Here is a 26,117-nt window from a genome sequence, read left to right on the forward strand (position 1 = left end):
GCGAGCGTTTGCTACCCCCAGAACATTCGCGTTTGGGGGTCCCTGCTCGTGAAAGATATCACAAGCTCACGGAAGACCGCTTTTACCTGTGGTTTCTAGTTCACGATCATGAACGGCCCGGGTAGACCGGAATGACCGGGTTACGCTCCGCGCTCGCCCGGTCCTGCTGCGACGGGCCAGCCTCCGGCGGCATCCGCCGCCTGACCTCGGACTCCGGCACGATCGGCGGCATCGGGCCGGTGGGCGGGCCGTCGTCGTCATGGTTTCCGCCGGCCCTGCGCGCGCCGCCCCGGCCCCGCCACCGGGGCGCGGCCATCAGCAGCACCAGCACCGCCAGCGCCACCACGATCACGATCGGGAACAGCAGCACCGGCACACCCCACGTGGCCATCGCCACGATGCCGAACGCGAACACGAACGCCCACGCGTACATGATCAGCACCGAACGCCGGTGCGAGTGGCCGATGTCCATCAGCCGGTGGTGCAGGTGACCGCGGTCGGGCGCGAACGGCGACATGCCGTGAGAGGTGCGCCGCACGACGGCGGTGATCAGGTCGATCAGCGGCAGGACCAGCACGCCCGCCGGGACCAGCAGCGGCAGCAGCACGCCGAAGCGGTTGATGCCCTCGATGACCGACGGGTCGACCGGCGTCACGGTGACGATCGACGACGCCAGCACCAGGCCGATCAGCATCGCCCCGGTGTCGCCCATGAAGATCTTGGCCGGATGGAAGTTGTGCGGCAGAAAACCCAGGCAGGTGCCGATGAGGACGGCGGCGATCGCCGCGGTCGTCGTGATGCGGTCACCCGAGATGCTCTGCGCGAGAAAGATCGAATAGGCCCAGGTGGCCATGCCCGCGATGCACACGATCCCGGCCGCCAGCCCGTCGAGCCCGTCGACGAAGTTGACCGCGTTGATCGCCACCACCACGACGAGGATCGTGATGATCGTGCTCAGCGTGTAGTCGAGGCTGGTGGAGCCGCCCCAGTCCTTCGGCAGCGGGATGTAGGTCAGCCGCAGGCCGAAGGCGACCAGCACCCCGGCCGCCGCGATCTGGCCGGCCAGCTTGATGAAGGGGTCCATGCCCCACCAGTCGTCCAGGAAGCCCGTCACCGTGATCAGGCCGCCAGCCACGATGAGCGCCAGCACCGGCTGGCCCTCCGCGACGCCCAGCGCCCGGCCCGTGTTGGCCAGCTCGCTCGCGATCAGCAGGCCCGCGACCAGCCCGCCGTACATCGCCAGCCCGCCCAGCCTGGGCGTCGGCGTGGTGTGCACGTCACGTTCGCGAATCTCCGGCGCCGCCCCGATGCGGATGGCGAAGCGGCGCACCAGCGGGACGAGCAGATACGTCACCGCGGCCGCGACGAGTGCCATGAACAGATATTCGCGCACGGACCTAGTTTCCCGGATGCTCCGGCCGGCTGTGACCGGAAAACGACACAGACCAGCTTAATATTCGCTGAGATATGGCCGATGTATGGCGACGAGAGCGGCCACCCTTTCCCGGACCTCCGCCGCCGCACCAGGCTCTCGCACCACCCGCGCGACCAGCGACCCGATCTCCTTCAATTCCTGGAGCCCCATCCCCTGCGTCGTCACGCACGGCGTGCCCACCCTGATCCCCGACGTCACGGCGGGCGGCTCCGGGTCGTACGGGATCGCGTTGCGGTTGAGCGTGATGCCGGCCGCCGCGCACCTGCGCTCCGCCTCCGCGCCGGAAACCCCCAGCTCACGCAGGTCGATAAGGGCCAGATGCGTGTCGGTGCCGCCCGACACCGGGCGCATCCCCTCCGCCGCCAGCGTGTCGCACAGCGCCCGCGCGTTGGCCACCACCTGCCGCGCGTAGCCGGCGAACTCCGGCCGCAACGCCTCCCCGAACGCCACCGCCTTCGCCGCCACCGCGTGCATCAGCGGCCCGCCCTGGATGAACGGGAACACCGCCCGGTCGATCCGCGCCGCCAGCTCCTCCGTGCACAGGATCCCGCCGCCGCGCGGCCCGCGCAGCGCCTTGTGCGTGGTGAACGTGACCACGTCCGCGTACGGCACCGCCGACGGGATCGCCCCGCCCGCCATCAGCCCGATCGGGTGCGCCATGTCCGCCAGCAGCCACGCGCCCACCTCGTCCGCGATGCCGCGGAACACGCCGTAGTCGATCAGCCTCGGGTACGCCGTCGCCCCGCACACGATCAGCTTCGGCCGGTGCCGCAACGCCAGGTCACGCACCTCGTCGTAGTCGATGAGCTCGGTGTCACGGCGCACCCCGTAGGAGGCCACGTCGAACCAGCGGCCCGAGAAGTTCACCCGCGAGCCGTGCGTCAGATGGCCGCCGTGCGGCAGCGCCATCGCCAGCATCGTGTCGCCCGGCTGCAACAGCGCCGCGTACGCGGCCAGGTTCGCCGACGCGCCCGAATGCGGCTGCACGTTCGCGTGCTCCGCGCCGAACAGCTCACGCGCCCGGTCGATCGCCAGCCGCTCCGCCCGGTCCACCACCTCGCAGCCGCCGTAGTAGCGCCGCCCCGGGTAGCCCTCCGCGTACTTGTTGCTCAACGTCGAGCCCAGCGCCGCCAGCACCGCGGGCGAGGTGAAGTTCTCGCTCGCGATCAGCTGCAGGCCGCCGCGCACCCGCGCCATCTCGTCGAGAAGCACCTGCGCGACCTCGGGATCCTGCTCCCGCAGCCGCCCGAAGTCGGGCCCGTAGTCGGGTGTCGCACCCATGATCCCACTGTACGACCGAGTGTCCGGATTTCCCACTTCCCCGGCTCAGGAGAACGCGTGCGGCGCGCCGATCGGGCTCGGGATCCAGCGCGGCGTGTCGGCCGCCTCGTCGCTGATCGACGTCAGCACCGCCTGCCGGTAGAGCGCCAGCCTCGACCGCCACTCGCCGATGTCCTCCACATACCGGCCGCCCACCGGCGCGTCCCACGTCTGCGGGCTCCTGGCCAGCTGGTAAGCCTTGTCCAGCGCCGCCGACATGCTCTCCAGCAGCGGCATCACGTTCTGCCACGCCGTCACCAGGCGCTGGTAGTCGGGGTTGAACTCCCACGCCCTCGGCTGGCCGTCCAGCGGGCCGCCGCCCCCGGCCTTGGGCGGCATCTCCCCCGGCTGCCGCGGCCTCGGCGCGGGCGGATCGACGTACATCACACGCTCCTCTCCTGCGTCCGCGGATCGACCGGCCCGTCAGGCCCGTCAGGCCCGTGGTCCTCAGGCGCCTCGACCGACGGCATGTCCATCGGCCGCACCTCCGTCGCGCTCTCGACCAGGGCCCGGATCGCCTCCTGGCTCGGCGGTCTCACCTCGACCGACACCACCCTGCCGTCACCCTGCCTCTCCCGGTACGCCCCCTCACCCCGCCGGGGGTCCTGCTCCGTGGAGCCCCCGGGCTGCGGGTCCGGGTTGCCGGAACCGCCGGGGTACGGGTTACGGGGTTGCTGGTCCTGGCCGGAGGGGCTGCCGGGCTGCGAGTCCGGGTTCCCGGAGCCACCGGGGTACGGGTTACGGGGTTGCTGGTCCTGGCCCGTGGAGCCGCCGGGCTGTTGCTCCTGACCGGCGGAGCCGCCGGGCTGCGGGTCCGGGTTCCCGGAACCGCCGGGGTACGGGTTACCGGGCTGTTGGTCCTGGCCGGAGGAGCCGCCGGGTTGTGGCTTCTGGTCGATGGGGGCGTCGGGTTGACGGTCTCGGTCGGGGGTGGGTTGGGAGGGTTCCGGGCAGTCCCGGGGGGCTTGTGCGTTGTCGGGTTGGCGGGGGTCGGCGACGTCTTGCGTGCCGTTCCGGCCGCCGTCGACGGGGGTGTCGGGTGCGCCGCCGACTGCTGGCGGTGTGCTGGCCCCGCCCTGCGCTTCAGGACCGCCGTATCCGCCCACTGCGCCGCCCGTGACGCCGCCTTGGGCACCGCCCTCTATGCCGCCTTGGGCACCACCCGTGACGCCGCCTTGGGCGCCGCCTGCCGCTCCGCCATGCACGCCGTCACCCAGGCCGCCGTACGCTCCTGTGGCTCCGCCTGAGACGCCCCCAGGTGCGCCTCCTACGGCGCCATCCGGGACGCCCGCCGTGCCCAAGGGGGCGGCGCCTCCCTGGGCTGGTGGGCCGCCGTAGCCGCCTTCTGCGGCGGGCAGGGGGTGGGGCTGGTACTCGCGGGCGTTCTCCGTCACCGTGCCGAGGGCTTCGGGGTCGAGAGGGCGGCCTCCGATCGAGATCACGTTGGCGCCGTCGCCACCCGCACCCGTGCCTGCGACGCTCTGGGCGGTGGATCCGGCGCCTCCGGTGGCTGAGTCCGGTGGCGGGGTCGGTGGTACGACGAAGCCTTGCCCGTCGTTACGTGGTGCCTCCGGGGTGCCGTTGTGGGCGCCGTTCTGGGCGGCGTCACGTACGGGCGCGTCGTCGGGCCGGCCGTTGCCGGGCTGTTTGTCGCAGTCGTCCGTGGTGGTCGGGGGCTGCGTACCGGTGGAGTCGTCGGGCGTCGACGGCATGTCGGCGGGCTGGGCGCGGTCGAGGTTGTCGAGGATGCCTTCGAGCTCTCTGGCCGTGGGCGGGTCCAGGGGGATCTGGAGCACCTTGGTGCCGTCGACCTCGACGACCTGCGGCCTGCTGGGGTCGGGGTCGTCGGGGTGGTCCTTGCCTGGGGTGTCGGCTATGCCCTGGTCGCGGTTGCAGTCCTGGTCCTGTTCGCCGCTGCGGTCCGGCTCGGCGCCGTGGTCTCGCCTGCTGCCCCGGTCCTCGTCCTTCGGCTCGTCCTTCGCCTCAGGCTTTCCGTCGGCGTCGGACTTTCCGTCAGGCTTGGCATCCGGCTTGGTGTCCGCCTCGGGCTTTCCGTCCGGCTTGGTGTCCGCCTCGGGCTTCCCGTCGGGCTTGGCGTCCGGCTTGTCGCCCGCGTCCGGCTTTCCGTCCGCTTCGGGCTTGCCCTCCGGTTTGGCGTCCGGCTTTCCGTCCGGCTTTCCGTCCGCTTCGGGCTTGCCTTCGGGCTTGGTCTCACCCTCCGGCTTTCCGTCCGGCTTGCCGTTCGCGTCCGGTTTGGGGTCCGGCTTCGGGTCCGGCTTGGCGGTGGGGGTGTCGTCCGTGGTGGGGAGGGAGGGCTTGGGCGGATCGGCGCGCTTCTCCAGCACCGCGAGCCGGGCCTTGACGTCCTTGACCATGCGGTCGGCGGCGTCCGCGATCTGGACCGGGCGGTGGGTGGTCTGGGTGGAGAGCCCGGCGGTGGACATGATCTGCGTGACCCGGGCCTCGACGCGGCGCAGCTCGGCCGTGGCCCGCTCCGTCTCGGCCAGCAGCTCACGGACCAGCTTGGGATCCATGCCGTCGAACTTGCCCATGGGTCACTCCCGGACGTCGCAGCTCCGGGCTCAACCGTAGGCACGTGGCACCGCCCGGCGCAGCCGGGATAGCCAGACGGTATATCTCAGTCCTCGGTGGCGACGTACCCGATGATGCCCCGCAGCTTCTCGACGGGGATGCTGCCGCGGCGCAGCAGGCGGGGCACGGCGGTGGTGAGGTCGAGGATGGTCGAGGGCGTGTTGTCGCTGGTCCTGCCGCCGTCGAGGTAGACCGAGACGGACTCGCCGAGCTGCTCCTCGGCCTCGGCGGCCGTGACGGCGGCCGGGGCGCCGGAGCGGTTGGCGGAGGAGACGGCCATCGGGCCGGTCTCCTTGAGCAGGTCCAGCGCGACGGGGTGGAGCGGCATGCGCACGGCCACGGTGCCCTTGGTGTCGCCGAGGTCCCACGACAGGGCGCGGTTGGCCTTGCAGACGAGGGTCAGCGGCCCGGGCCAGAACGCGTCGATGAGGTCCTGGCCGTAGGGGCCGAGGTCTTCGACGAGCGCGTTGGCGGCGCGTACGGTGCCGACGAGGACGGGCGGCGGCATGTCGCGGCCACGGCCCTTGGCCTCGAGCAGCGAGGTGACGGCCGCGGCCGTGAAGGCGTCGCAGCCGATGCCGTAGACCGTGTCGGTCGGCAGCACCACGAGCTCGCCCCGGCCGACGGCGGTGGTCGCCTCGCGCAGGCCCTCGGCCCGCTGGTCGGCGTCGGTGCAGTCAAAGCGTCTTCCCACGGCGTGCATCCTAGTCCTGGCCGAGTCGGGCGGTGACGAAGCGGTCCCTGCGGGTGAGGTCCTGGCGCAGCCGTACGTCGCGCCAGCCGTTGTCCTCGGGGAAGGTGAGGTAGACCGACCGGCCCTGCTCGTCGGCGTGCTCGACGGCGACCCAGCCGCCGGGGCGCAGCAGCCGCCGGGCGGTGCGCTCGACGGCCCGGACCTCGCCGAGGCCGTCGTCGCCGGTGCCGTAGAGGGCGCGCGCCGGGTCGTAGTCGCGCACCTCGGGGTCGCGCGGGATCGCGCCGGGCGGGATGTAGGGCGGGTTGGAGATGACCAGGTCGACCTTGCCGTTGAGCTCGGGCAGCGCTTCGGCGAGGTCGTCGGGGTGCAGGTGGGTGCGGCCCTGGCCGTGCTCGGTGATGTTGCGCTTGGCCCAGCTGTAGGCCCGGGGGTCGACCTCGACGGCGTGCACCTCGGCCAGGGCCACTTCCTGGGCGATGGACAGCGCGATCGCGCCGGAGCCGGTGCCGAGGTCGACGACGAGCGGCGCGGTGACGTCCATGGCGCGCAGCGTCTCGATGGCCCATCCGGCCATGACCTCGGTCTCGGGCCGCGGCACGAACACGCCGGGGCCGACGTCGAGCTCCAGGTAGCGGAAGTAGGCGTGGCCGGTGATGTGCTGGAGTGGCTCGCGGGCTTCACGCCGGGCGACGCCCTCCCAGAACAGCGCGTCGAAGTCGGCGTCCTTGACGGTGTGCAGCTCGCTCCGGCGCACGCCGTGGACGAACGCCGCGATCTCCTCGGCGTCGGTGCGCGGGGACGGCACACCCGCCTCTGCCAGCCGCGCGGTGGCGAGGGCGATCTCGTCCAGCAGGAATGTCATGAGTGTTGTGCGAGCTTCTCCGCCATTTCGGCGTCGATGAGGGCCTGGGTGACGGCGTTCAGCTCGCCGTCGAGAACCTGGTCGAGGTTATACGCCTTGAAGCCGACGCGGTGGTCGGAGATGCGGTTTTCCGGGAAGTTGTAGGTGCGGACGCGCTCGGAGCGGTCGACGGTGCGCACCTGCGACTTGCGTTCGGCCTGAGCGGCCGCGTCGGCCTGCTCCTGGGCGATGGCCAGCAGCCGGGCGCGCAGGATGCGCATCGCCGACTCCTTGTTCTGCAGCTGGCTCTTCTCGTTCTGGCAGGAGACGACGACGCCGGTGGGCAGGTGGGTGATGCGCACGGCGGAGTCGGTGGTGTTGACGCTCTGGCCGCCGGGGCCGCTGGAGCGGTAGACGTCGATGCGCAGGTCGTTGGGGTCGACCTGGACCTCGACGTCCTCGGCCTCGGGGTAGACCAGCACGCCGGCGGCGCTGGTGTGGATGCGGCCCTGCGACTCGGTGACGGGCACCCGCTGCACGCGGTGCACCCCGCCCTCGTACTTGAGCCTGGACCACACGCCGTCGTCGCCCTTGGCCTTGATCGCGACCGTGACGTCCTTGTAGCCGCCGAGGTCGGACGGCTGGCTGTCGATGATCTCGGTCTTCCAGCCGATGCGCTCGGCGTAGCGCAGGTACATGCGCAGCAGGTCACCGGCGAACAGCGCGGACTCCTCACCGCCCTCGCCCGCCTTGATCTCCATGATGATGTCCTTGTCATCGTTGGGATCACGCGGGATGAGCAGGTGTTTGAGCCGTTCCTCCAGCTGGGGGATGCGCGTCTCGATCTCGGCGGCCTCTTCGGCGAACGCCTCGTCCTCGCGGGCCAGCTCCTTGGCGGCCGTCAGGTCCTCGCGGGCCGTCTCCAGCTCGCGGTAGGTGCCGACGATCGGGGTGAGCTGCGCGTAACGCTTGCCGAGCGTGCGGGCCCTGCCCTGGTCGGCGTGCACGGCGGGATCGGCGAGCTGCATCTCCAGCTCGGAATACTCCTTGAGCAACTCGTCGAGGTTCACCGTGGGTCCTTCGTCGTGCGGGTGGGCGGGCCGTGCACCAAGAAACGCCGGCCCGGCGCACGCGGGTGCGTCGGAGCCGGCGTCGCTGAAGCTACTTGCCCGAGGCCTTCTTGCCGAAGCGCTTCTCGAAGCGCGCCACCCGGCCGCCGGTGTCGAGGATCTTCTGCTTGCCCGTGTAGAACGGGTGGCAGGCGGAGCACACGTCGGCGTGGATGACGCCGTTCTTGGCGGTGCTGCGGGTGGTGAACGTGTTGCCGCAGGTGCAGGTGACCTGGGTCACGTGGTAGTCGGGGTGGATGTCGGGCTTCATGGTTTTCCTTTCGGGGTGCGGTCGCCGGGTCGCCTCTGAGCTCATGGCGGGAACCGGTACCGCAGCAAGCGGTCGGCTACCAGTGTGCCAGATGGTTCAACCAGCCCGGGCCACCGGCCATTCCCCGATCTTCCCCCGGTCTTCACTGCGGCGTCACGCTAGGCTCCCCCGCACATACCATCACTTTCACCACCGAAGGGTCACTCATCGGATGAGAAGAACGGTGCGGTCGCTGATAGCGGCCGCCACGGGGGTCGCTGTTCTGTTCGGGGGTCCTGCCGCAGCCGCCCAGGAGGCCAAGCAGCCGGACTTCACCAGTGCCGGCTGGTCCGGCGCGTACGTCCCGCTCCAGGGGGAGACGGGAGCCACGGCCACGCTGAAGCTCAGGGACCCGGAGACGGTCAAGGGCGTGAAGGGCGCCATCGAAGCCCCGGGCAAGGCCGAACGGCCCGTCACGTTCGACGTGAAGCCCGGCGAGGCCGTGGTGACCGGCCGCTGGGCCATCGGCGCGAACGACCCGCCCGGCGACTGGAAGCTCACCGTCACCGTCACGCGCGACGCCCCGCGTGACAACACCTTCAGCGTCAAGGTCGCCGGCAAGCAGAGCATCACCGACGCCTCCGTCACCCCCGACCCCGTCAGGCTCGTCAAGGGCAAGGACGTGGAGGTCAAGGTCGAGGCCGCGGTCAAGGGCGCCCGGACGGTGACGGCCAAGCTGCGCAGCGACACGACCAGGAAGTTCTACGACCTCGGCGTCATGGCGCTGGAGCCCGACGGCCACCACCGCGGCTCCACGTACTTCAGCGACGACACCGCGCCCGGCGCGTGGACGCTGGAGGTGTACGCGACCCGCGGCGGCGAGGCGCTCAAGGGCGTCGTCCCGTTCACCGTCGAGGCCCCGGCCGCCGGCGTCAGCCGCAAGGCCACCGCCAGGGTCACCATCAGCGCCGCCAAGAAGGTCAAGCAGGGCAGGAGCTTCAAGGTGTACGGCAAGGCGTACCGGGGGGCCAAGCCGTACAAGGGCACGAAGCTGCGCATCTACTTCAAGGCCAAGGGCACCAAGACGTACAAGCTCGTCGCGTACGCGAAGACGAACGCCTCCGGCAGGTACACCCGCACGTTCAAGGCCGTGAAGGACGGCTACTACCGCGTCAGGTCGCTCGCCACGAGCAAGACGCGCGGCGCGCTGTCGCCGCAGCGGCTCGTGGACGTCCGCTAGAACGCCACCAGAACACACAGAAGCGGCGGGAGGGGATCCTCCCGCCGCTTCCGCGTCGTGCGCGCTAGTCGCGGTCGTTGCTCACCGTGGTCTTCTGGACCTGGAGCAGGAACTCCGCGTTGGACTTGGTCTCCTTCATCTTCTCCAGGAGCAGCTCCAGCGCCTGCTGCATGTCGAGCGCGTGCAGCACCCGGCGCAGCTTCCAGACGATCTGGAGCTCTTCCTTGGCCATGAGGATCTCTTCCTTACGGGTGCCGGACGCGTCGACGTCCACCGCGGGGAAGATGCGCTTGTCGGCCAGGGAGCGGTTGAGCTTGAGCTCCATGTTGCCGGTGCCCTTGAACTCCTCGAAGATGACCTCGTCCATCTTGGACCCGGTCTCGACCAGGGCCGTGGCGAGGATCGTCAGCGAGCCGCCGTTCTCGATGTTGCGGGCGGCGCCGAAGAAGCGCTTGGGCGGGTAGAGGGCCGTGGAGTCGACACCACCCGACAGGATGCGCCCGGACGCCGGGGCCGCCAGGTTGTAGGCGCGGCCGAGCCGGGTGATCGAGTCGAGCAGGACGACCACGTCGTGGCCCAGCTCCACCAGGCGCTTGGCGCGCTCGATGGCGAGCTCGGCGACCGTGGTGTGGTCCTCGGCCGGACGGTCGAAGGTCGAGTGGATGACCTCGCCCTTGACCGACCGCTGCATGTCGGTGACCTCTTCGGGCCGCTCGTCCACGAGCACGACCATCAGGTGGCACTCGGGGTTGTTGCGGGTGATCGCGTTGGCGATCGACTGCAGCACCATCGTCTTGCCGGCCTTGGGCGGCGAGACGATGAGACCGCGCTGGCCCTTGCCGATCGGCGACACGAGGTCGATGATCCGCGTGGTCAGGATGTTGTGCTCGGTCTCCAGGCGCAGGCGCTCCTGCGGGTAGAGAGGCGTGAGCTTGTTGAAGTCGGGCCGGTTGCGGGCCTGCTCCGGGTCCATGCCGTTGACGGTGTCGAGGCGGACCAGGGCGTTGAACTTCTCGCGGCGCTCGCCCTCGCGCGGCTGGCGGACGGCGCCGGTGATGACGTCGCCCTTGCGCAGGCCGTTGCGGCGGATCTGCGCCAGCGAGACGTACACGTCGTTGCTGCCCGGCAGGTAGCCGCTCGTCCTGACGAACGCGTAGTTGTCGAGGATGTCGAGGATGCCGGCGATCGGGATGAGGACGTCGTCGTCGCCGATCACGGGCTCGCTGCTGTCGAAGCGGTCACGGCCACGGCCGCGGTTGCGCTCCCTGAACCGGCCGCGCCGGCCACGGCCGCCGCGCTCGTCGTCGTCGCCGCCCCGCTGGTCGCCGCGCTGGTCACCGCGCTGGTCGCCGCGCTGGTCGCCGCGCTGGTCACGCTGGTCGCCACGGCTGCCGGAGTCAGCGGTCCGCTGGTCGGCGCGACCGTCACGACCGTCGCGACCGTCACGGCCATCGCGACCGTCACGACCGCCGTCGCGGCTGTCGCGGGTGTCGCGGGTGTCGCGGGCGCCGTCGCGGCTGTCGCGGGCGGCATCGCGGCCGCCCTCGCCGCGGTCGTTGCCGGAGCGGTCACCGCGGTCACGGCGCTCGCCGCGGCTGCGGCGCTCACGACGGCTCTCGCCGCGCTCGCCACGCGAGTCGCCCTGCGGCGCCTCCGCAGGCTGTACGGGCTGCTCGACGACCGACTCGGCCGGAGCCGCCACGGTCTCGGCGACCGGGGCCGCGGCCACCGGCTCGGGGGCCTGCACCGCGGGTTCGTCAGCGGTCTTCGCACGGGAACGTTCCCGGCGCGTCCTGGTGGGCCGCTCGGCGGCCGGGGCCGCGTCGACCGCGGCAGGCGCCTCGGCCGCCGCAGCGGGGGCGCCGTCTCCCGTGCCACCCTGCTTCTCCTGGATGGCCGCGATGAGCTGGCTCTTCCGCATGCGCCCGGTCCCGCTGATGCCCAGTTCGGCGGCCATCTTCTGCAGCTCGGGCAGCACCTTGGCGGACAGGCCGGTGCCGGAGCGACGCGCACGAGGCTTGGCCGCGGCGCGGGTGGGGGTGTCGCCGGACGCCGCAGATGTGCCTGGTGCGTCGGAGAGGAGTTCGGTGGTGTCGCTCAACTAAAAGGTCCTTCCCAGGGGTCGGGCGCCGGTTTCGTTCAGCCGGGCGTCCCGGAGGTGCTTGCGATCCGGCGGGACAGACCGGGTCGGGGTGCACTTTGCGATCTTCGGCCGCCGCTGGGGACGGTCGCCACTCTTGGCCAGGGGTTCTTCCGCGCAGTCACAGAGCCGTGACGCTTGGCTGACACCCCCGAGATTGCTGCCGCCAGCCAGATGTCGAGGTGATTCGAACGCGCAGCTCCCCGTCGTCGCCACCTCACGTCGGGCCAACCGGGTGTGGGCCAACCGGAGGCAACGGATTCCGGGGAGACAGCCGCGCTGCTCACGCCTCGCGACGTGAAGCATGATGCAGCGATGTACGGCTGACAAGCACGCACCCAACAAGGGGGCATCTGGTGCGGCTATCAGCCTAACATCACCAGCGCACACGGCTATTCCCTGAAGGTCTAAAGAGGCATCAGCGTGTCTCGGGGAACTGAACGGTCGCACCACCAGGGTCGACGTCCATTAGCTGGATGTGCCAGTCATTACCCACTTCTGGCGCGATCAAATCCTGCGAATCCGAGGTCGAAAACGCAAGGACCGTGGGACCCGCTCCCGAAACGACCGCGGGCACGCCCACTGCACGCAGACGTTCTACCAGATCCGCGCTCTCAGGCATCGCAGGCGCGCGGTAGTGCTGGTGGAGCCTGTCTTCGGTGGCGGCGAGCAGCAGCGCCCGATCCGGGCTCCGGGTCAGCGCCGCGATCAGCAACGCGGCCCGGCCGGTGTTGAAGGAGGCGTCCTTGTGGGGCACGTCCTTCGGCAGCAGCCCCCGGGCGGTCTCCGTCGACAGCCGCGTCGCCGGAACGAGCACGACAGGACGGACGCCCGCGTCGGGAACCAGCTTCACCCTACGCGGTGCGCCGTCATGCTCGGTCCAGGCGATCGTCAGGCCCCCGGCCAGGCACGGGGCGACGTTGTCCGGGTGCCCTTCCATCTCGGTCGCCAGCGCCAGCACGTCGTCGTCGCTCAGCACCGCGTCGCCGTGCGGCGGGTCACCGCGTGTCACGTCGCCGTGCGTCGTGGCGCCGTGCGTGGCGCCGGCCAGGCTCCGGGCCGCGAGGATGCCCGCGCAGACGGCCGCCGACGAGCTGCCCAGGCCGCGCGCGTGCGGGATGCTGTTACGGCAGTGCATGCGGATCCCGGCGGGCTGGGGCAGACCCATCCGGTCGTACGTCTTCCGCATCGCCCTCACGACGAGATGGCCCTCGCCGGTGTCCACCTCACCGGCGCCCTCGCCCTCGACGGTCACCCGCGCCCCGTCGCCGTCGAGCGTCACCCGTACGTGGTCGTACAGGCTCAGCGCCAGGCCCAGGGAGTCGAACCCGGGGCCCAGGTTGGCCGACGTGGCCGGCACGCGGATGTCAACGGTGGTCATTCATCGGCCCTTTCTTCGTGGGGCGTGCCGGTTCTCGCACGCCCCCTCCGCACACACCTGCCCCCGACGCACACCCCGAGCCCGGGACGTACGCCGTGAGGCCGTGCCGTTCGTTCGTGAGGCCCTCGCCTCCACCCCACCCGGAGCGCCGTACTGGGGCGCCGGGCTCCACCGCACCCGCACTCGCCGTACCGGCGCCGGGAGGGGGCGGGGGCGCCTTGCCCAGCGCGTCGCGCCTGGTCGGGCCTGGGGTGCCGGGCTCCGCCGTACCGCAAGCCGCCGTACCGGCGCCCTGGGGCGTTCGGCTCTCCCACCCTGGGCGCCGTTCCAGGGCGCCGGGCTCCGGCGTACACCGACTCGCCGTACCGGCGCTGGGAGGGGGACGGCGGGTGGGTGCTCGGGTGGGTTCGCGTCTCCCCGCCCCGTCCCTCGCCTTGGCGCCATTGCCAGGAGCCGCCGGGGCGGTGGGGAGGGGGTGCCGCCCTGGGGCGGGCATGGTCAGGCGAGGCCGAGGGCTGCGGCGGCCGCGTGGACGTCGATGGGGATGGTGACCGGCGAGGGGGCGCCGGAGATGGCCCAGTCAGGGTCCTTGAGGCCGTTGCCGGTGACCGTGCAGACGATCCGCTGTCCCGGCTTGACGAGGCCCTGGGCGTGGGCCTGGAGGAGGCCGGCGACGCTGGCCGCCGAGGCGAGCTCGACGAAGACGCCCTCTTCCTGGGCGAGGAGCTTGTAGGCGGCGGCGATCTGCCGGTCGGTGACCGACTGGATGGCGCCGCCGGACTCGTCGCGGGCCGCGGTGGCGAGCTGCCAGGAGGCGGGGTTGCCGATGCGGATGGCCGTGGCGATGGTGTGGGGGTGGGTGACGGGGGCGCCGTCGACGATGGGCGCCGCGCCGCTGGCCTGGAAGCCGAACATGCGCGGCCGCTTGGTGGCGATGCCGTCGTCGGCGTATTCCTGGTAGCCCATCCAGTAGGCGGAGATGTTGCCGGCGTTGCCGACGGGGATGCAGTGGATGTCGGGGGCGTCGCCGAGCGTGTCGACGATCTCGAACGCCGCGGTCTTCTGCCCCTGGAGGCGGAACGGGTTGACCGAGTTGACCAGGGCGATCGGGTAGTTGGACGACAGCTTGCGCGTCATCTCCAGGCAGTCGTCGAACGAGCCCTCGACCTGGAGCAGCGTGGCGCCGTGGACGAGCGCCTGGGCGAGCTTGCCCATCGCGATCTTGCCTCGGGGCACCAGGACGGCGCAGGTGAGGCCGGCGCGGACCGCGTAGGCGGCGGCCGAGGCGGAGGTGTTGCCGGTGGAGGCGCAGATGACCGCCTTGGCCCCTTCCTCCACGGCCTTGCTGATGGCCATGGTCATGCCACGGTCCTTGAAGCTGCCCGTCGGGTTGGCGCCTTCGACCTTGAGGTAGACGTCGCAACCGGTGAGGGCGGAGACGCGGTGCGCGGGCACCAGCGGCGTCCCGCCTTCGAGGAGCGTGATGACGGGCGTCTTCGCGGTGACCGGGAGCCGCTCTCGGTACTCCTCGATGAGGCCACGCCACGACCTGCTCATTGGTCTCTCCCTACCTGCGCTGTTGGGCACCGAGTGTACGGGGTCCGCAGGGGGGAGGCGGATGGGCGTCCAGCGTGTGGACACGGGCCCTGACATCCCCATTATTCAGGAAATTCTCAGCATCCCCCGCTAGGGTCGGAGCAGGGGGTTCACAACCATGAACGCGCGTCCTGCTTTGCCGCAGAACGACTATTCAGCCTTGACGCCACCGGAGCTCGGCTCCTGGTCGCCTGCCCTGTCCGTGAGCGTGGTGATCCCCGCGCACGGCGGGCCGCATCTCGATCTGACGCTGGCGGCGCTGGCGGCGCAGACGTATCCCGGCCACCTCATGGAGGTCCTGGTCGTGGACGACGGCAGCGAGCCGCCGATCCGCCTGCCGGAGATCCGCCCGGACAACACGCGGATCGTCCGCCCGAGCACGGGCTGGGGCATCTCCAACGCCGTCAACGCGGGCGCCAACGCCGCCGACGGCGAGATCATCCAGCGGCTCGACGCCGACATGGTGACCTGCCGCGAGCACATCGAGGCGCTGGCCCGCTGGCACCACGTGACGGACTATCTGGTCACGATCGGCATGAAGCAGTTCGTGGAGGCGCCGCCGCTGACCGCCCGCCAGGTGGCCGGGGCCGCGCATCTGGGCGAGCTGTTCGACCTGGACGCGGCGGTGCCCAGCTCGACCGAGGCGACGATCGCCAAGACCGACGGCCTGCGCAAGAGCCGCAACCCGTACCACGTCTGCACCGGCCCGACGTTCGCGCTGCCCAGGGACGTCTTCCACGCGACCGGCGGCCTCGACCCGAACGTGCTGCGCGGCGAGGACACCGAGTTCGCCTACCGGCTGGCCATGCAGGGCGTGGTGTTCGTGCCGGACCCGGAGGCGCGGGCGGTGCACCTGGGACTGCCCGCCCAGCACCGCGACCGCGAGCGCGCCGTGCGTGCCGTCGAGCCTTACCTGGCGCACCGCATCCCGCTCCGGCGCGACCTGCGCAAGGACCGGGGCCGCCGGTGGCTGGTCCCGTACGTGGAGGTCGTCCTTGACGTGACGGACACCTCCGAGTCAGTGGTGCGGCAGGCGGTGTCGGCGGCGCTGGACGGCAAGCTGCAGGACGTGGCCGTCACGCTGGTCGGGCCGTGGTCGCGGCTGCACGACGGGCGGCGTTCGGTGCTCGGCGACCCGTGCTTCGAGCTGCGGCTGATGCGTGACCTGTTCGCCCACGACGAGCGGGTCAGGCTCATCGACGAGGCGGCGCCGACGCCCGCGCCCGCGCCGTTCCGCTACCGGGGGCCGGTGGACGTGCCGCTGCACCGGGTGACGCTGGACCGCATGATCGAGACGGTGCAGAAGGACCTGACGGGCGTGCTGGTCGTGGACCTGCCCGACGGCCGCGCCGCCCGGCTGGAGCGCACGTCGGCGCTGGCCCGGGCGTTGCTGCTCACCGGGCCCGGTGACGACCTGGACGAGGTCGTCCGTGAGACCCACGGGGTGCGGCACGTGTCGCCGGAGCGTTACTGGCCGCAGCCGTCGGAGCGGCAGCCCGCGCCGGTGACGATCCCCTCGGCGCCCGGCGTCACCGCCGACGCCGAGGCCGAGCAGTCCTCGCTGTTCGGCCGCCTGAAAGCGGCCCTCCGCCCCAACTGAGGGGTGGCGGGTAGGGCGGCTAAGGGCGTTGGGTTTTGCCGAGGGCGCGTTTGAGCGTGGTCGCCACCAGGGCGCGCAGGCTTTCCTGGGCGCGGGTGGCGGCGGCGAGCCTGCGGCGCAGGTCGGCGCTCTCACGGCGGAGCGTGCCGACCTCGCGGCGCAGCTCGACGGCGCTCTTGCGCCAGCGGCCCGCCTCCTCGCGCCACCGGGTGACCTGGGCGCGCAGGCGTTCGGTCTCGGCGGCCAGCCGGGCGTTCTCGGCCTCGGCGGCCAGCCGCGCGTTGTAGGCGGCGCGCCGCCCGGTGGGCTTGCGCGGCTCTCTGGTGAAGCCGTACGCCTCGCCCTCGACCCAGGCGACGCCCGACACCTCGTCCACGACGTCGTCGAGCCGTTCGCCGGGCCTGGCGAGCAGGCGAGCCCGGGAGAAGTAGGCGACGCGCTCCAGCCGGGCGGTCTCGATGCCCGTGGCCGATTCGGCGAGCAGCACGTTGACCAGCCCGAACACCTCGCCACGCGCCAGGTCCAGGAGCCGGGCCAGGGAGTCCTCGCCGGGCGCCCAGCCGGGCGGCAGGCGCAGCAGGAACGGCACGCGCGGGTCGACCTCGTCGGTGGTGACCAGGCCGACCCGGCCTTCGTGCTGGTAGTGGCCGTGCACGAGCACCTGGTCGAGGCGCGGGTCCTTCAGCGGGGCGCGGCGGTCGCGGTCGAGCTCGTCCCAGGGGCCGACGAGGTGCACGCGCACGTCGTTGACGGTGCCGGCGAGCAGCGCGTCGACGGTGGCGCGCACGTCCTCGTACGGCGCGGTGCCGTCGACCAGGGCGACGACGCTCGGGACGAGCCACTGGCGGGCCGGGTGGGAGCGCAGCCAGCGGTAGGCGGGGATGCGGTCGGCCACGAAGGCGTGGCTGACGCGGTCGATGCGCGGCTTGTCGCGCATCCGCATGGTGGGGCCGAGGTGGTAGGCGCGGGCGCCGGGCTCCGGCACGAACACGGCGCCGGCCTGCGCGAGGCGGTAGCCCATCTCGGTGTCCTGGCCGAGGATCAGCTCGTCGTCCATCGGCCCGGCGGCCTCGACGAGCCGGGCGCTGACGGAGGTGTTGCCGCCGACGTGCACGCTGAACGGGCGCGGCGAGTTGGCGGTGAGCCCGTCGGTGCGTTCGACCAGGTCGACGATCCAGGCGTGGGGTTCGGCGGGCTCGAAGTACGCCTCGAGGTCGGCGGGCAGCTCTGCGGGCAGCTCGGCCTCGCTGAAGCGCAGGTGGCCGTAGACGACGAGGTAGGGGGCGGCGTGGTGCCAGCGCATGTGGGCGGTGAGCGCGCCGGGGGTGAGGACCACGTCGGAGTCGAGCCAGTGGATGACGTCGCCGGTCGCCTCGGCGAGGCCGGCGTTGCGGGCGCTGGCGCGGCCGGGCCTCTCGCAGCGGATCAGGCGGGTGCCGGCGGGGCGTTCGGCGGGCAGGCGCAGCGGCGGCGTGGTGCCGTTGTCGACGACGACGACCTCGGTCAGCCCGGCCGGGTAGGTCTGCCTGGCGAGCCCGGCGAGCGCGAGGTCGAGCTTGTCCTGGCCGCCGTAGGCGGGCACGATCACGCTGACGCGCAGCTCCGGGGTGTAGCCGGCGGGCGGTCGCAGCGGACGGTAGTCGTTGCCGCGCAGCCTCATGCGGCTTCCATGAGCAGGCTGGGGCGGAAGCCGTGCCACTGGTTGGCGGCGACCTTGAGGAAGTGGCCGAGGGGAAGCTGCCAGGTGTGACCGCCGCCGAGGCCGCGCCGCAGCATGTAGCCGAGGCCGTGAGTGCGGTAGATGCGGGCGCCGGACTCGTGGGCGGCCTTCAGGAACTCGCGGTCGACGGACCGGGGCAGCGCCGGGAAGCCCCCCAGGTCATGAAATGCCGCCCGGGAGACGGTGATCGTGCCGCCCGCCACGTGGTCGGACCACACCTCGCTCGGGTACGAGGCCCCGCTGGCGAACGTGACGCGCCTGACCGTGACGTGGAGCGGCTCCAGGTAGAAGAACTCGCCGGTGGTGCCCACGACGTCGGCGCCGGAGTAGGCGGCCGCCATGACGAGGTCGGCCAGGTGGTCGGGGCCGTACCAGTCGTCGTCGTCCCACTTGGCCAGGTGGTCGCCGGTGGCCTGTGCCGCCGCCCGGTTGAGCACCTCGCCGAACGGCACCGCGCGCTCGGCCTCCACCCAGGACACCGGTAGCGGGCAGGACTCGACCGCCGGGCGCACCTCGTCGTACGTGAACCCGTGCAGCCCGAGCACCACCTCGGCCTCGACGCCGCGCTGGCGTGCCATCTGCGCCAGGGCCTCGCCCACCAGGCCCGGCCGCATCGTCGCCATGACGATGCTGACCTTGGGCGTCGCGGTGGGCCTGGCCAGGCGGCGCAGGCGTACGCTGTGCTCCTCGCGCCGCAGGTCGGCCAGGCAGCGCAGGCCGCCGCCGGGCTCGTGGGCGAGCCAGTCGCGGTCGGTGAGCAGCGCGGCCAGGCCGGCGGGGACCCAGGCGGGCGCGTGGGCGGCGGTCAGCGGCACCCCGGCGGCGGCGAGCTCCATGACGTCGTCGAGCGGCACCTCGCCGGCGGGCCAGTCGATCTCCAGGCCGCGCAGGCGGCGCAGCTCCGCGGCGGGGGGCCGCACCCAGCCGCCGTCGTGCCAGTGGAGGCGCGCGAATCCCTGGTCAGCCGTGCGGGCGAAGCCGGCCGGGGTGAGGGACATGCGCTGCTGCTCCTAGCGGGTCGGACTTGATCGGCGCCTACCTTACGCCGCTTTTTACTGACACGTACCCGCAGGGTTCCCATCCGGTATGGGCGGTCACGGCAGATTCACAGTGTGTACACAGGAAACTCTGGCACGGTGGTGACTGTTGTTGAATAAGGTGTCATTAATGCCCTAACGCCCGGATAAGTCATAACGAAAGGTTTGAGCGGATGCTTGCGCCACGCCGGCCGGCAGCCACCGCCGCCGCTCTGGGAGCACTGGCCCTGGCCGTGCTCGTGCTGCTGGTGCTCGCCGGCCTGTTCTCCCTCGCGGAGGCCGCGACGGCCGGTGGATTCGTGATCTCGCTCGCCGCGCTCGCCTTCCTGGTCCTCGCCGTGCGCCGCATCGACGGCAAGGCGCACCGCATCGACCTGCGCGTCAAGAAGTACGAGGCCGAGCTGGCCAGGACCACCACCGCGCTGCGGCAGATCGACGCGCGCCTGGACAAGCTCACCCGCGCCGTCGAGGAGTCGGGCGCCCGGCGCGGCGACGACATCGGCGCCATCCTGGCCTCGCTCGGCGAGGACCGCGTCAACGCCATGGCCAGAGCCCGAGAGGTGGAGGAGCTGCGCGAGGAGGTCCGCGCGCTCTCCAAGGACCGGGTATGACCCGCGTCCGGCACAACGACTACGGGGTGCTGAGCCCGCCCGCGCTCGGCTCGTGGCGGCCCGAGCTCAGCGTGTCCGTGGTCATCCCGGCCTACGACTGCCAGGAGGCGCTGGAGCGCACGGTGGCCTCGCTGGCCGCCCAGACCTACCCCGCGCACCTGGTCGAGGTGGTCGTCGCCGACGACGGCAGCGACCCGCCCGTCCACCTGCCGGGCGCCCGCGTCGTGCGGGTGGAGCAGGGCTGGGGCCGGGGCGCCGCCCGCCAGGCCGGGCAGCTCGCGGCCACCGGCGACGTCGTCCACTGGCTCGACTCCGACATGGTGCTGAACCCGGGCCACCTGGAGGCGCACCTGCGCTGGCACCACCTCATCGACCACGCCGTGGTGATCGGCGAGACGAGGTTCGTGGACGCGCCGGGCGACGAGGGCGCGCCGACCCCGTACACGCTCAAGACCCTGGAGTCCACCAGGTGGCTGCGTGACGCCGGCGCGAGCGCGTACCTGCTGCACACGGGCGCGTCCAGCTCGGTCCGCAGAGAGCTGCTGCGCGCGGCGGGCGGCGTCGACCCCGGCCTGAACATGGCGGAGGACACCGAGCTCGGCTACCGGCTGGCGCAGGCGGGCGCGGTGTTCATCCCCGACCCGGAGGCCGTCGGCAAGCACGTCGGGCCGTCCACGGTCATGCTGCGGGAGAAGGAGGTGCACCGGCACAACTGGTCCTACCTGGGCGACTACATCCCCGACCTGCGCTGGCTGCGCCGCCATCCGCGCCGTACCTGGCTGGTCCCGTACGTGCGCGTGGTCGTGACGGCCACCACGTACGAGGAGACGCGCACCACCGTCGACTCCGCGCTGGCCGGGACGCTCGTCGACGCGGCGGTCACGATCGTCGGCCCGTGGGGCGAGCTGACCGGCGGGCGCCGCGCCAGTCTGGACGAGCCGCTGCTGGACCTGCGCCTGCTCGGCAACCTGTACGCGCACGAGCCGCGCGTGGCGTTCGCCGAGAGCGCGCCCGCGTCCGTCGCGCCCGCGCCCTTCTCGCTGCGCGTCCCCGCCGGCTGGCCGCTCGGCGCCGGCACCCTGTCCTCCCTCGTACGCCTCGCCGAACAGGACACGCTCGGCCTGGTCAGCGCCGTGCTGGCGGAGACCGCGACCGGGGTCGTGGCCGCCAGGCTGGAGCGCACGGCGGCCTTCGCGCGCGCGGCGCGCTTCCCCGGGGCGGCGGACGACCTGGTGGACGAGCTGTTCGGCTCGCTGTGGGTGGGCGGGGACGAGCACGGGTTCGTCCCCGCCGATGAGGCCGAGCCGCCGGGCGGCGACGCGGCCAGGTGGCGGGCCGTCGCCGCCGAGCGGGCCGCTGAGCTGAAGGCGGCCAAGGCCGAGATCGACCGGCTGACCGCCGAGGTCGAACGCCTGTCGGCGCCCGCCGCCGACGACGACGGGACCAAGGGGCCGCTGTCGTCCCTGATGAGGCACCTGCGGAGCGCCGGATGATCGACCGGTTGCTGGCCGAGCTGCCCAAGGCCAGGGTGTTCCTCGCGGGGATCGACGACGCGGCCGTGCCGGGCGTCGACCTGGACCGCGACCTGCTGGAGCCGGGCGGCGACGCCGAGCAGGCGGCGGAGGTGCTGGTGATCGCCCGCACCCCGGCCGACCTGCGGCGCGCCGCGACGCTGCACAAGCTCCTGCCGGAGGCCCGCCGGGTGGTCGTGGCCGTGCTCGACACCCCGGCCGCCCACCCCGCGCCGGTGCCGACGCCGACGCCCGCGCACCGCTGGCGCTCCCTGTCGGACCTGCGCGTCTACCGGCCCAAGGACCGGGTGTGGGTGGTGGACGCCCGCTTCTCCGCGCCCGCCCCGGCAGGCCGTACCGTGACGGCGACGGCCCGCGCGTTCGCCGGGCACCGGCTCGACGTGATCGCCGCGCCCGCCGCCGCGATCGCCGGCGTCGGCGCCGCCGACTGGCGGCCGGGCGACCCCAACGCCACCCCCGCCGACGTCGCCGGGCCCGTCCCGGAACGCGTCGGCGCGCCCGGCAGCGACCTGGTGCTGCGCACACTGGACACCGAGACCGCGCCCCCGTCGGCCGCCGGCTCCGCCCGCTCCTGGGACGGCGCCGAGACCCCCGTCGAACGGCCGACGCTCCGGGCGGCGAGCTGGGAGCGGCTGGGCCGGCCCGGCGGGTCGGAGCTGCCGCTGGCCGACCCGGACGTGCTCGCCGAGCCGTCCATGATCCCGCCGGTGGACGAGCGCCTGGTGAACCCGCAGGGCTTCGTCACCACTCCGACCCGGGGCGTGGCCGCGCTTGCCGAACGCGACGGCCGCTGGACGGTGCTGCTGGACGGCAAGCCGGTGACGACGTTCGCCGAGTCGGGCGGCGTCACCGACGCCGACGTGTCCCGGCTGCGGCAGATCCGCGCCGTCGAGATCGACTGGCACCACGCGCACAGCGGCCCGCTCGCCGCCGTGCGCGTGCTGGCCGGGCTGGCCGCCGCCGGCGTGCCGCTGTTCTCCGGGCCGGTGCCCCGCTGGGCGGGCGCGCTCGGCGAGGAGCTCGTCGCGCTCGTCCAGTCTCCGCCCGACCTGGCCGACGACCTGCGGCGCGAGGAGCACAGCATCCGGCTGCGCCGCACCGCGCTGCGCACCCACGGCGTGGCCGCCCGCTGGGAGCAGCTCGGCGCGCCGCCGCCCGCTCCCCCGCTCACCTCGGTCCTGCTGGCCACCCGCCGCACCGACATGGTCGGCTTCGCGCTCGACCAGATCGCCCGCCAGCGCGACGTCCGGCTGGAGGTCGTCCTGGCGCTGCACGGCGTCCCGCCGGGGCATCCCGACGTGGCCGCCGCGGTCGCCGCGTACGACGGGCCGCTGACCGTGTTCGAGGCGGGCGCGCAGGCGGTGTTCGGCGAGGTGCTGAACGAGGCCGCGGCCAGGGCGTCCGGCTCATTCCTGCTGAAGATGGACGACGACGACTGGTACGGCCCGGACTTCCTGTCGGACCTGCTGCTCGCGCACTCCTACTCGGGGGCGCAGGTGGTGGGGACCGTGCCGGAGTTCGTCTACCTGTCGTCGATCGACGTCACCGTGCACCGCAAGCAGTTCACCGAGCAGATCACCAGCTTCGTCGCGGGCGGCACCATCCTCGTGGAGCGCTCGGCGTTCCAGGCGGTGGGCGGCTTCCGGCCGCTGCGCCGCTCGGTCGACACCCAGTTCCAGGAGGCGCTGCAGGCCGCCGGCGGCCAGATCTACCGCACCCACGGCCTCGGCTACATCCTGCGCCGCGGCCCCGCCGCCAACCACACCTGGCGGGAGCCGATCGGCACGTTCCTGCAGCGCAACCGGCAGCAGTGGCGCGGCTTCCGGCCGAACGCCCTCATGGAGCTCGACGGGAGCCCGCGTCCATGACTCCCCGCATCCGCCGCAACGACTACGGCGTCCTCACCCCGCCCCGCCTGGGCGCGTGGGAGCCCGCCCTCACCGTCACCGTCGTCATCCCGGCGCACGACCGCCAGGCGACGCTGGACCTCACGCTGGCGGCGCTCGCCGCCCAGTCCTACCCGGCCGAGCTGATGGACGTCATCGTGGTGGACGACGGCAGCGCCGTCCCGCTGCGCCTGCCGCCGCTCGTGCCCGGCCGCACCAAGCTCATCAGCAGCCCGCCCGGCGGCTGGGGCCGCGCCTGGGCGGTGCAGGCGGGCATCGACGCCGCCGCCGGCGACGTCGTCTTCGTGCTGGACGCCGACATGGTCCCGCACCGCCACCACGTCGAGGCCCAGCTCCGCTGGCACCACCTGGCCCCGTACGTGGTCGCGCTCGGCTGGATCGACTTCACCTCGGCCACCGACGAGCTGCCCGCGCCCGAGACCGTGCGCAAGTCCGTGGAGAACGGCCGCGCGGACGAGCTGTTCCCGCTGTCGGCCCTGCGCCACGACTGGGCCGAGAAGATCATCCACGACCACGACGGCCTGCGCACCGCGCCGAACTCCCTGGCCACCCGCATCCACGTGGGCGCCACCGTCTCCTACCCGGCCGCGCTGCTGCGCTCGATCGGCGGCATGGACACCTCCCTCGTCCTGGCCGAGGACACCGAGCTGGGCTACCGCCTCACCCAGGCGGGCGCGGTCTACGTACCGGACCCGGAGTCGCGCGCCTGGCACCTCGGCCTGCCGACCGCCATGCGCGACTTCGCCGCGCTCAAGCGCTACAACGACCCGTACGTGGCCGACCGCGTCCCCTACCGCCGCTACCTGCGCACCGACCGGGGCCGCCAGTGGCTGGTCCCGTACGTGGACGCGACCGTCCCGGCGGGCGGCTACGAGGACGTACGGGCCACCGTCGACGCCCTGCTCGGCGGCTCGCTCCCGGACGTGCGCGTCACGATCCCAGGCCCGTGGGAGTCGCTGACCGACGGCCGCCGCTCGCCGCTCGGCGACCCGGACCTCGACCTGCGGCTGATCCGCGCCACGTTCGAGCACGACCCGCGCGTCCACCTGGCGGACGCGCCCGGCGGGACGTCGCCCGCGCCGTTCAGGCTGATGGTCCCGCCCGGCTGGGTGCCCGGCGAGGACACCGTGGAGCGGCTGGTCGCCCACCTGGAGGAGCACGACGGCGGCTCGCTGTGCGTGGCGCTGGATGAGACCGCCGACGGCGTCGTCGTCGCCCGCCTCGACCGCACCGCCGCCCTGTCCCGTGCCGCCCTGGTCGCCGAACCCGGCGAGCATCCGGACGACGTGCTGGACGAGGTCTTCGGGCTGGAGTGGACGGACGGCGAATCGTGGGGGTTCGCGCCCCGCCCGGAGGTGTACCCGCCGCGCCGCCGGCCGCCCTCCGAGGCCGAACGGCTCGCCGCCCAGCGGGAGAAGGAGCTCGCCCTCTACCGCAAGCGCACCGCCGCGCTGCGCGCCGAGCTGTCGCAACTGCGGCGCGAGGCGGGCAAGAACGGGCGGGACGCCGCCCGGTGGCGCGAGAAGGCCGAGGAGTGGCGGCGCGAGGCGGTCCGCCTGGCGCGCGCCCGCGAGCGCGAGCGTGACCGCACGGTCATCAAGCGCGCGGTGCGGCGCGTCCGCAAGCTCGCCTTCCCCGACGGGCCGTAGCCCCGGCCGCTCTCCTGGTCCTCAGGACCGCAGGAACGTCACCTGCGTGGAGCCCTCGATCACGCCTGCCCGCTCATGCGCCCCTCTGAGCGCGTCCGACTGGAAATGCGCCCGGGTGGCCTCGACGTCGGCGCAGGCGAACAGCACCACGGCCTCGTCCGGGCTGTCCACGTTCGTGGACACCAGCACGGTGCGCATGCCGGCCGCGGCCCGGCGCTCGTCCAGGCTGTCGAAGGCGGTCCGCCAGGTGTCGTGGTCGGCGAACCTCTGACGTACCAGCAGGTGGAACTCGGCCATGCGGATTGTGCCCCTTTACCGGTCCGAAACTTGACTGGGTCACCTGACGGTAGCAGCGACATGATCATTCATTGCGTGATTTATGCACATAAATCGGCCCACAAAGATCTTCTACGCCAGAGGAAGATTCACATCCCACCGGTGCATTGGGACCACTCCACGGCGATTGACCATCCGAGACGACTCGAATGCGGACAGTAATCTCCCGCCCATGGTTACCCCCCTGCACGAGGGTCTCATCAGCATCACGACCCTCGACACCACCCGGACCGGGCACATGCTCCGGTCCCTCTTCGACCTCCCACTCCCCCGGGACTCGGAAGCCCGCCTCGTGTCCCCCGACCTGTCGGAGTGCGTCCCCGCCAGCTTCCACGCCGACGCCGCCCTGCTGTACGGCGAGAAGGAGGAGAATCTCGGCGTCATCGCGGAGGTCCAGCTCAAACGGGACCCGATCAAACGCTGGACCTGGCCCGTCTACCTGGCCACGATGCGCGCCCGCGACCGCTGCAAGGCCACCCTCGTGGTCATCTGCCCCGACCACTCCACCGCCCGCTGGGCGGCCGAGCCCATCGACACGGGGCATCCCGGGTACGTCCTGCACCCGCTCGTGATCGGGCCCCACAACACCCCGGTCATCACCGACGTCGCCGAAGCGGTCGGCGACATCGGCCTGGCCGCCATCTCGGCCATCACCCACAGCGACCACCCCGAGATCCACGCCATCCTCGCCACCTTGGCCGAGGCCCTGGACAACATCGATTCCAAGCTGGCGCGTCGGTACGCTGAATATGTCACCGTGGCGTTGACCGGCAGTGCACAGAAAGAGATGGAGCGCCTGATGGCCACCGAAACCTACCTCTACCAGGGCGAATACGCCCAGAGCCTCTTGACGAAGGGCCAGGAGCGCGGCAAGGCGGAAGGCAAAGCCGAGGGCAAGGCCGAGGGCGAGGCGCGAGCAGTGCTGCTGTACCTGAAAGCCAGGGCGATCCCGGTCCCGGACGAGGCCCGCGAACGCATCTCCGCGTGCACCGACATCCCCACGCTGGAGACGTGGATCGAGCGCGCGGTCGTCATCGACACCATCGACGAACTCTTCGCCTGAGCCCAGCTCAGACTCCAGGCGGGCTCCCCCTCGACACCGCGGCCCGCACAGCAAACAAAGG

General features: G+C 72.3%; 21 protein-coding genes. 7 read left to right on the top strand and 14 right to left on the bottom strand.

Annotated features, from left to right (window positions below; genetic code table 11):
- Positions 1 to 106 precede the first annotated feature (106 nt).
- The 8 genes from AB0J53_RS31920 to rpmE form a co-directional block, all read right to left on the bottom strand.
- Positions 107 to 1,393 (bottom strand): MraY family glycosyltransferase, encoded by a 1,287-nt coding sequence (locus tag AB0J53_RS31920; protein ID WP_364179293.1) that lies wholly within the window; start codon positions 1,391 to 1,393, stop codon positions 107 to 109.
- 57 nt (positions 1,394 to 1,450) lie between these two features.
- Positions 1,451 to 2,716, bottom strand: coding sequence for a serine hydroxymethyltransferase (gene glyA, locus AB0J53_RS31925; RefSeq protein WP_219505877.1), 1,266 nt, complete (start codon positions 2,714 to 2,716; stop codon positions 1,451 to 1,453).
- Positions 2,717 to 2,761: 45 nt separating this feature from the next.
- The gene (locus AB0J53_RS31930) at positions 2,762 to 3,139 is read right to left on the bottom strand and encodes a hypothetical protein (protein WP_219505879.1); all 378 of its coding nucleotides are present in this window, start codon (positions 3,137 to 3,139) and stop codon (positions 2,762 to 2,764) included.
- On the bottom strand, positions 3,139 to 5,307 hold the full coding sequence (locus AB0J53_RS31935) for a hypothetical protein (protein ID WP_364179294.1): 2,169 nt from the start codon (positions 5,305 to 5,307) through the stop codon (positions 3,139 to 3,141). Before AB0J53_RS31935 ends, AB0J53_RS31930 begins: the two co-directional genes overlap by 1 nt.
- An 86-nt stretch (positions 5,308 to 5,393) precedes the next feature.
- Positions 5,394 to 6,041: an L-threonylcarbamoyladenylate synthase gene (locus AB0J53_RS31940; protein WP_364179296.1), complete on the bottom strand. Its 648-nt coding sequence runs from the start codon at positions 6,039 to 6,041 to the stop codon at positions 5,394 to 5,396.
- A gap of 10 nt (positions 6,042 to 6,051) precedes the next feature.
- Positions 6,052 to 6,906 carry a peptide chain release factor N(5)-glutamine methyltransferase gene (gene prmC / locus AB0J53_RS31945; protein ID WP_049559024.1) on the bottom strand — a complete coding sequence of 285 codons (855 nt, stop codon included), beginning with the start codon at positions 6,904 to 6,906 and terminating at the stop codon, positions 6,052 to 6,054.
- Entirely contained in the window at positions 6,903 to 7,955 is a 1,053-nt protein-coding gene (gene prfA, locus AB0J53_RS31950; RefSeq protein ID WP_364179299.1) for a peptide chain release factor 1, read from the bottom strand. The genes prmC and prfA overlap by 4 nt, the downstream gene beginning before the upstream one ends.
- Positions 7,956 to 8,046: 91 nt before the next feature.
- Positions 8,047 to 8,265, bottom strand: a complete 219-nt coding sequence (gene rpmE / locus AB0J53_RS31955; protein ID WP_219505884.1) for a 50S ribosomal protein L31 — start codon at positions 8,263 to 8,265, stop codon at positions 8,047 to 8,049.
- A 211-nt stretch (positions 8,266 to 8,476) separates the two neighbouring features.
- Between rpmE and AB0J53_RS31960 the strand changes: the two genes are divergently transcribed.
- A complete protein-coding gene (locus tag AB0J53_RS31960; RefSeq protein ID WP_219505885.1) occupies positions 8,477 to 9,484 on the top strand; it encodes a hypothetical protein in 1,008 nt (335 codons plus the stop codon).
- Between the two features lie 64 nt (positions 9,485 to 9,548).
- Here AB0J53_RS31960 and rho read toward each other — a convergent pair whose 3' ends face one another.
- The 3 genes from rho to thrC form a co-directional block, all read right to left on the bottom strand.
- A complete protein-coding gene (gene rho / locus AB0J53_RS31965; protein WP_364179302.1) occupies positions 9,549 to 11,585 on the bottom strand; it encodes a transcription termination factor Rho in 2,037 nt (678 codons plus the stop codon).
- A 457-nt stretch (positions 11,586 to 12,042) separates the two neighbouring features.
- Complete coding sequence (gene thrB / locus AB0J53_RS31970) at positions 12,043 to 13,005, bottom strand: homoserine kinase (RefSeq protein ID WP_364179304.1); 963 nt, start codon at positions 13,003 to 13,005, stop codon at positions 12,043 to 12,045.
- A gap of 498 nt (positions 13,006 to 13,503) precedes the next feature.
- Positions 13,504 to 14,562 (bottom strand): threonine synthase, encoded by a 1,059-nt coding sequence (gene thrC / locus AB0J53_RS31975; RefSeq protein ID WP_364179306.1) that lies wholly within the window; start codon positions 14,560 to 14,562, stop codon positions 13,504 to 13,506.
- A gap of 199 nt (positions 14,563 to 14,761) precedes the next feature.
- Between thrC and AB0J53_RS31980 the strand changes: the two genes are divergently transcribed.
- Entirely contained in the window at positions 14,762 to 16,201 is a 1,440-nt protein-coding gene (locus AB0J53_RS31980) for a glycosyltransferase (protein ID WP_364179308.1), read from the top strand.
- Between the two features lie 19 nt (positions 16,202 to 16,220).
- Here AB0J53_RS31980 and AB0J53_RS31985 read toward each other — a convergent pair whose 3' ends face one another.
- Positions 16,221 to 17,861 carry a glycosyltransferase gene (locus tag AB0J53_RS31985; RefSeq protein WP_364179310.1) on the bottom strand — a complete coding sequence of 547 codons (1,641 nt, stop codon included), beginning with the start codon at positions 17,859 to 17,861 and terminating at the stop codon, positions 16,221 to 16,223.
- A complete protein-coding gene (locus AB0J53_RS31990; protein ID WP_364179312.1) occupies positions 17,858 to 18,919 on the bottom strand; it encodes a glycosyltransferase in 1,062 nt (353 codons plus the stop codon). Before AB0J53_RS31990 ends, AB0J53_RS31985 begins: the two co-directional genes overlap by 4 nt.
- A 212-nt stretch (positions 18,920 to 19,131) precedes the next feature.
- On the opposite strand from AB0J53_RS31990, the gene AB0J53_RS31995 reads away from it, so the two are divergent.
- Genes AB0J53_RS31995 through AB0J53_RS32010 form a run of 4 tightly spaced genes read left to right on the top strand, consistent with a single transcriptional unit; the run spans position 19,132 to position 24,657 of the window.
- A complete protein-coding gene (locus AB0J53_RS31995) occupies positions 19,132 to 19,569 on the top strand; it encodes a hypothetical protein (protein ID WP_219505895.1) in 438 nt (145 codons plus the stop codon).
- Positions 19,566 to 21,062, top strand: a complete 1,497-nt coding sequence (locus AB0J53_RS32000) for a glycosyltransferase family 2 protein (protein ID WP_364179314.1) — start codon at positions 19,566 to 19,568, stop codon at positions 21,060 to 21,062. The genes AB0J53_RS31995 and AB0J53_RS32000 overlap by 4 nt, the downstream gene beginning before the upstream one ends.
- Entirely contained in the window at positions 21,059 to 22,969 is a 1,911-nt protein-coding gene (locus AB0J53_RS32005) for a glycosyltransferase (protein WP_364179315.1), read from the top strand. The genes AB0J53_RS32000 and AB0J53_RS32005 overlap by 4 nt, the downstream gene beginning before the upstream one ends.
- Positions 22,966 to 24,657 carry a glycosyltransferase gene (locus AB0J53_RS32010; protein ID WP_364179317.1) on the top strand — a complete coding sequence of 564 codons (1,692 nt, stop codon included), beginning with the start codon at positions 22,966 to 22,968 and terminating at the stop codon, positions 24,655 to 24,657. Before AB0J53_RS32005 ends, AB0J53_RS32010 begins: the two co-directional genes overlap by 4 nt.
- 21 nt (positions 24,658 to 24,678) lie before the next feature.
- Here the strand turns inward: AB0J53_RS32010 and AB0J53_RS32015 are convergent, their stop codons facing one another.
- The gene (locus AB0J53_RS32015; RefSeq protein WP_219505906.1) at positions 24,679 to 24,954 is read right to left on the bottom strand and encodes a hypothetical protein; all 276 of its coding nucleotides are present in this window, start codon (positions 24,952 to 24,954) and stop codon (positions 24,679 to 24,681) included.
- Positions 24,955 to 25,165: 211 nt separating this feature from the next.
- Between AB0J53_RS32015 and AB0J53_RS32020 the strand changes: the two genes are divergently transcribed.
- Positions 25,166 to 26,056 (top strand): hypothetical protein, encoded by an 891-nt coding sequence (locus AB0J53_RS32020; RefSeq protein WP_364179319.1) that lies wholly within the window; start codon positions 25,166 to 25,168, stop codon positions 26,054 to 26,056.
- Positions 26,057 to 26,117: the final 61 nt, after the last annotated feature.

It is taken from the genome of Nonomuraea sp. NPDC049725, assembly GCF_040674795.1.
Lineage (GTDB): Bacteria > Actinomycetota > Actinomycetes > Streptosporangiales > Streptosporangiaceae > Nonomuraea > Nonomuraea ceibae.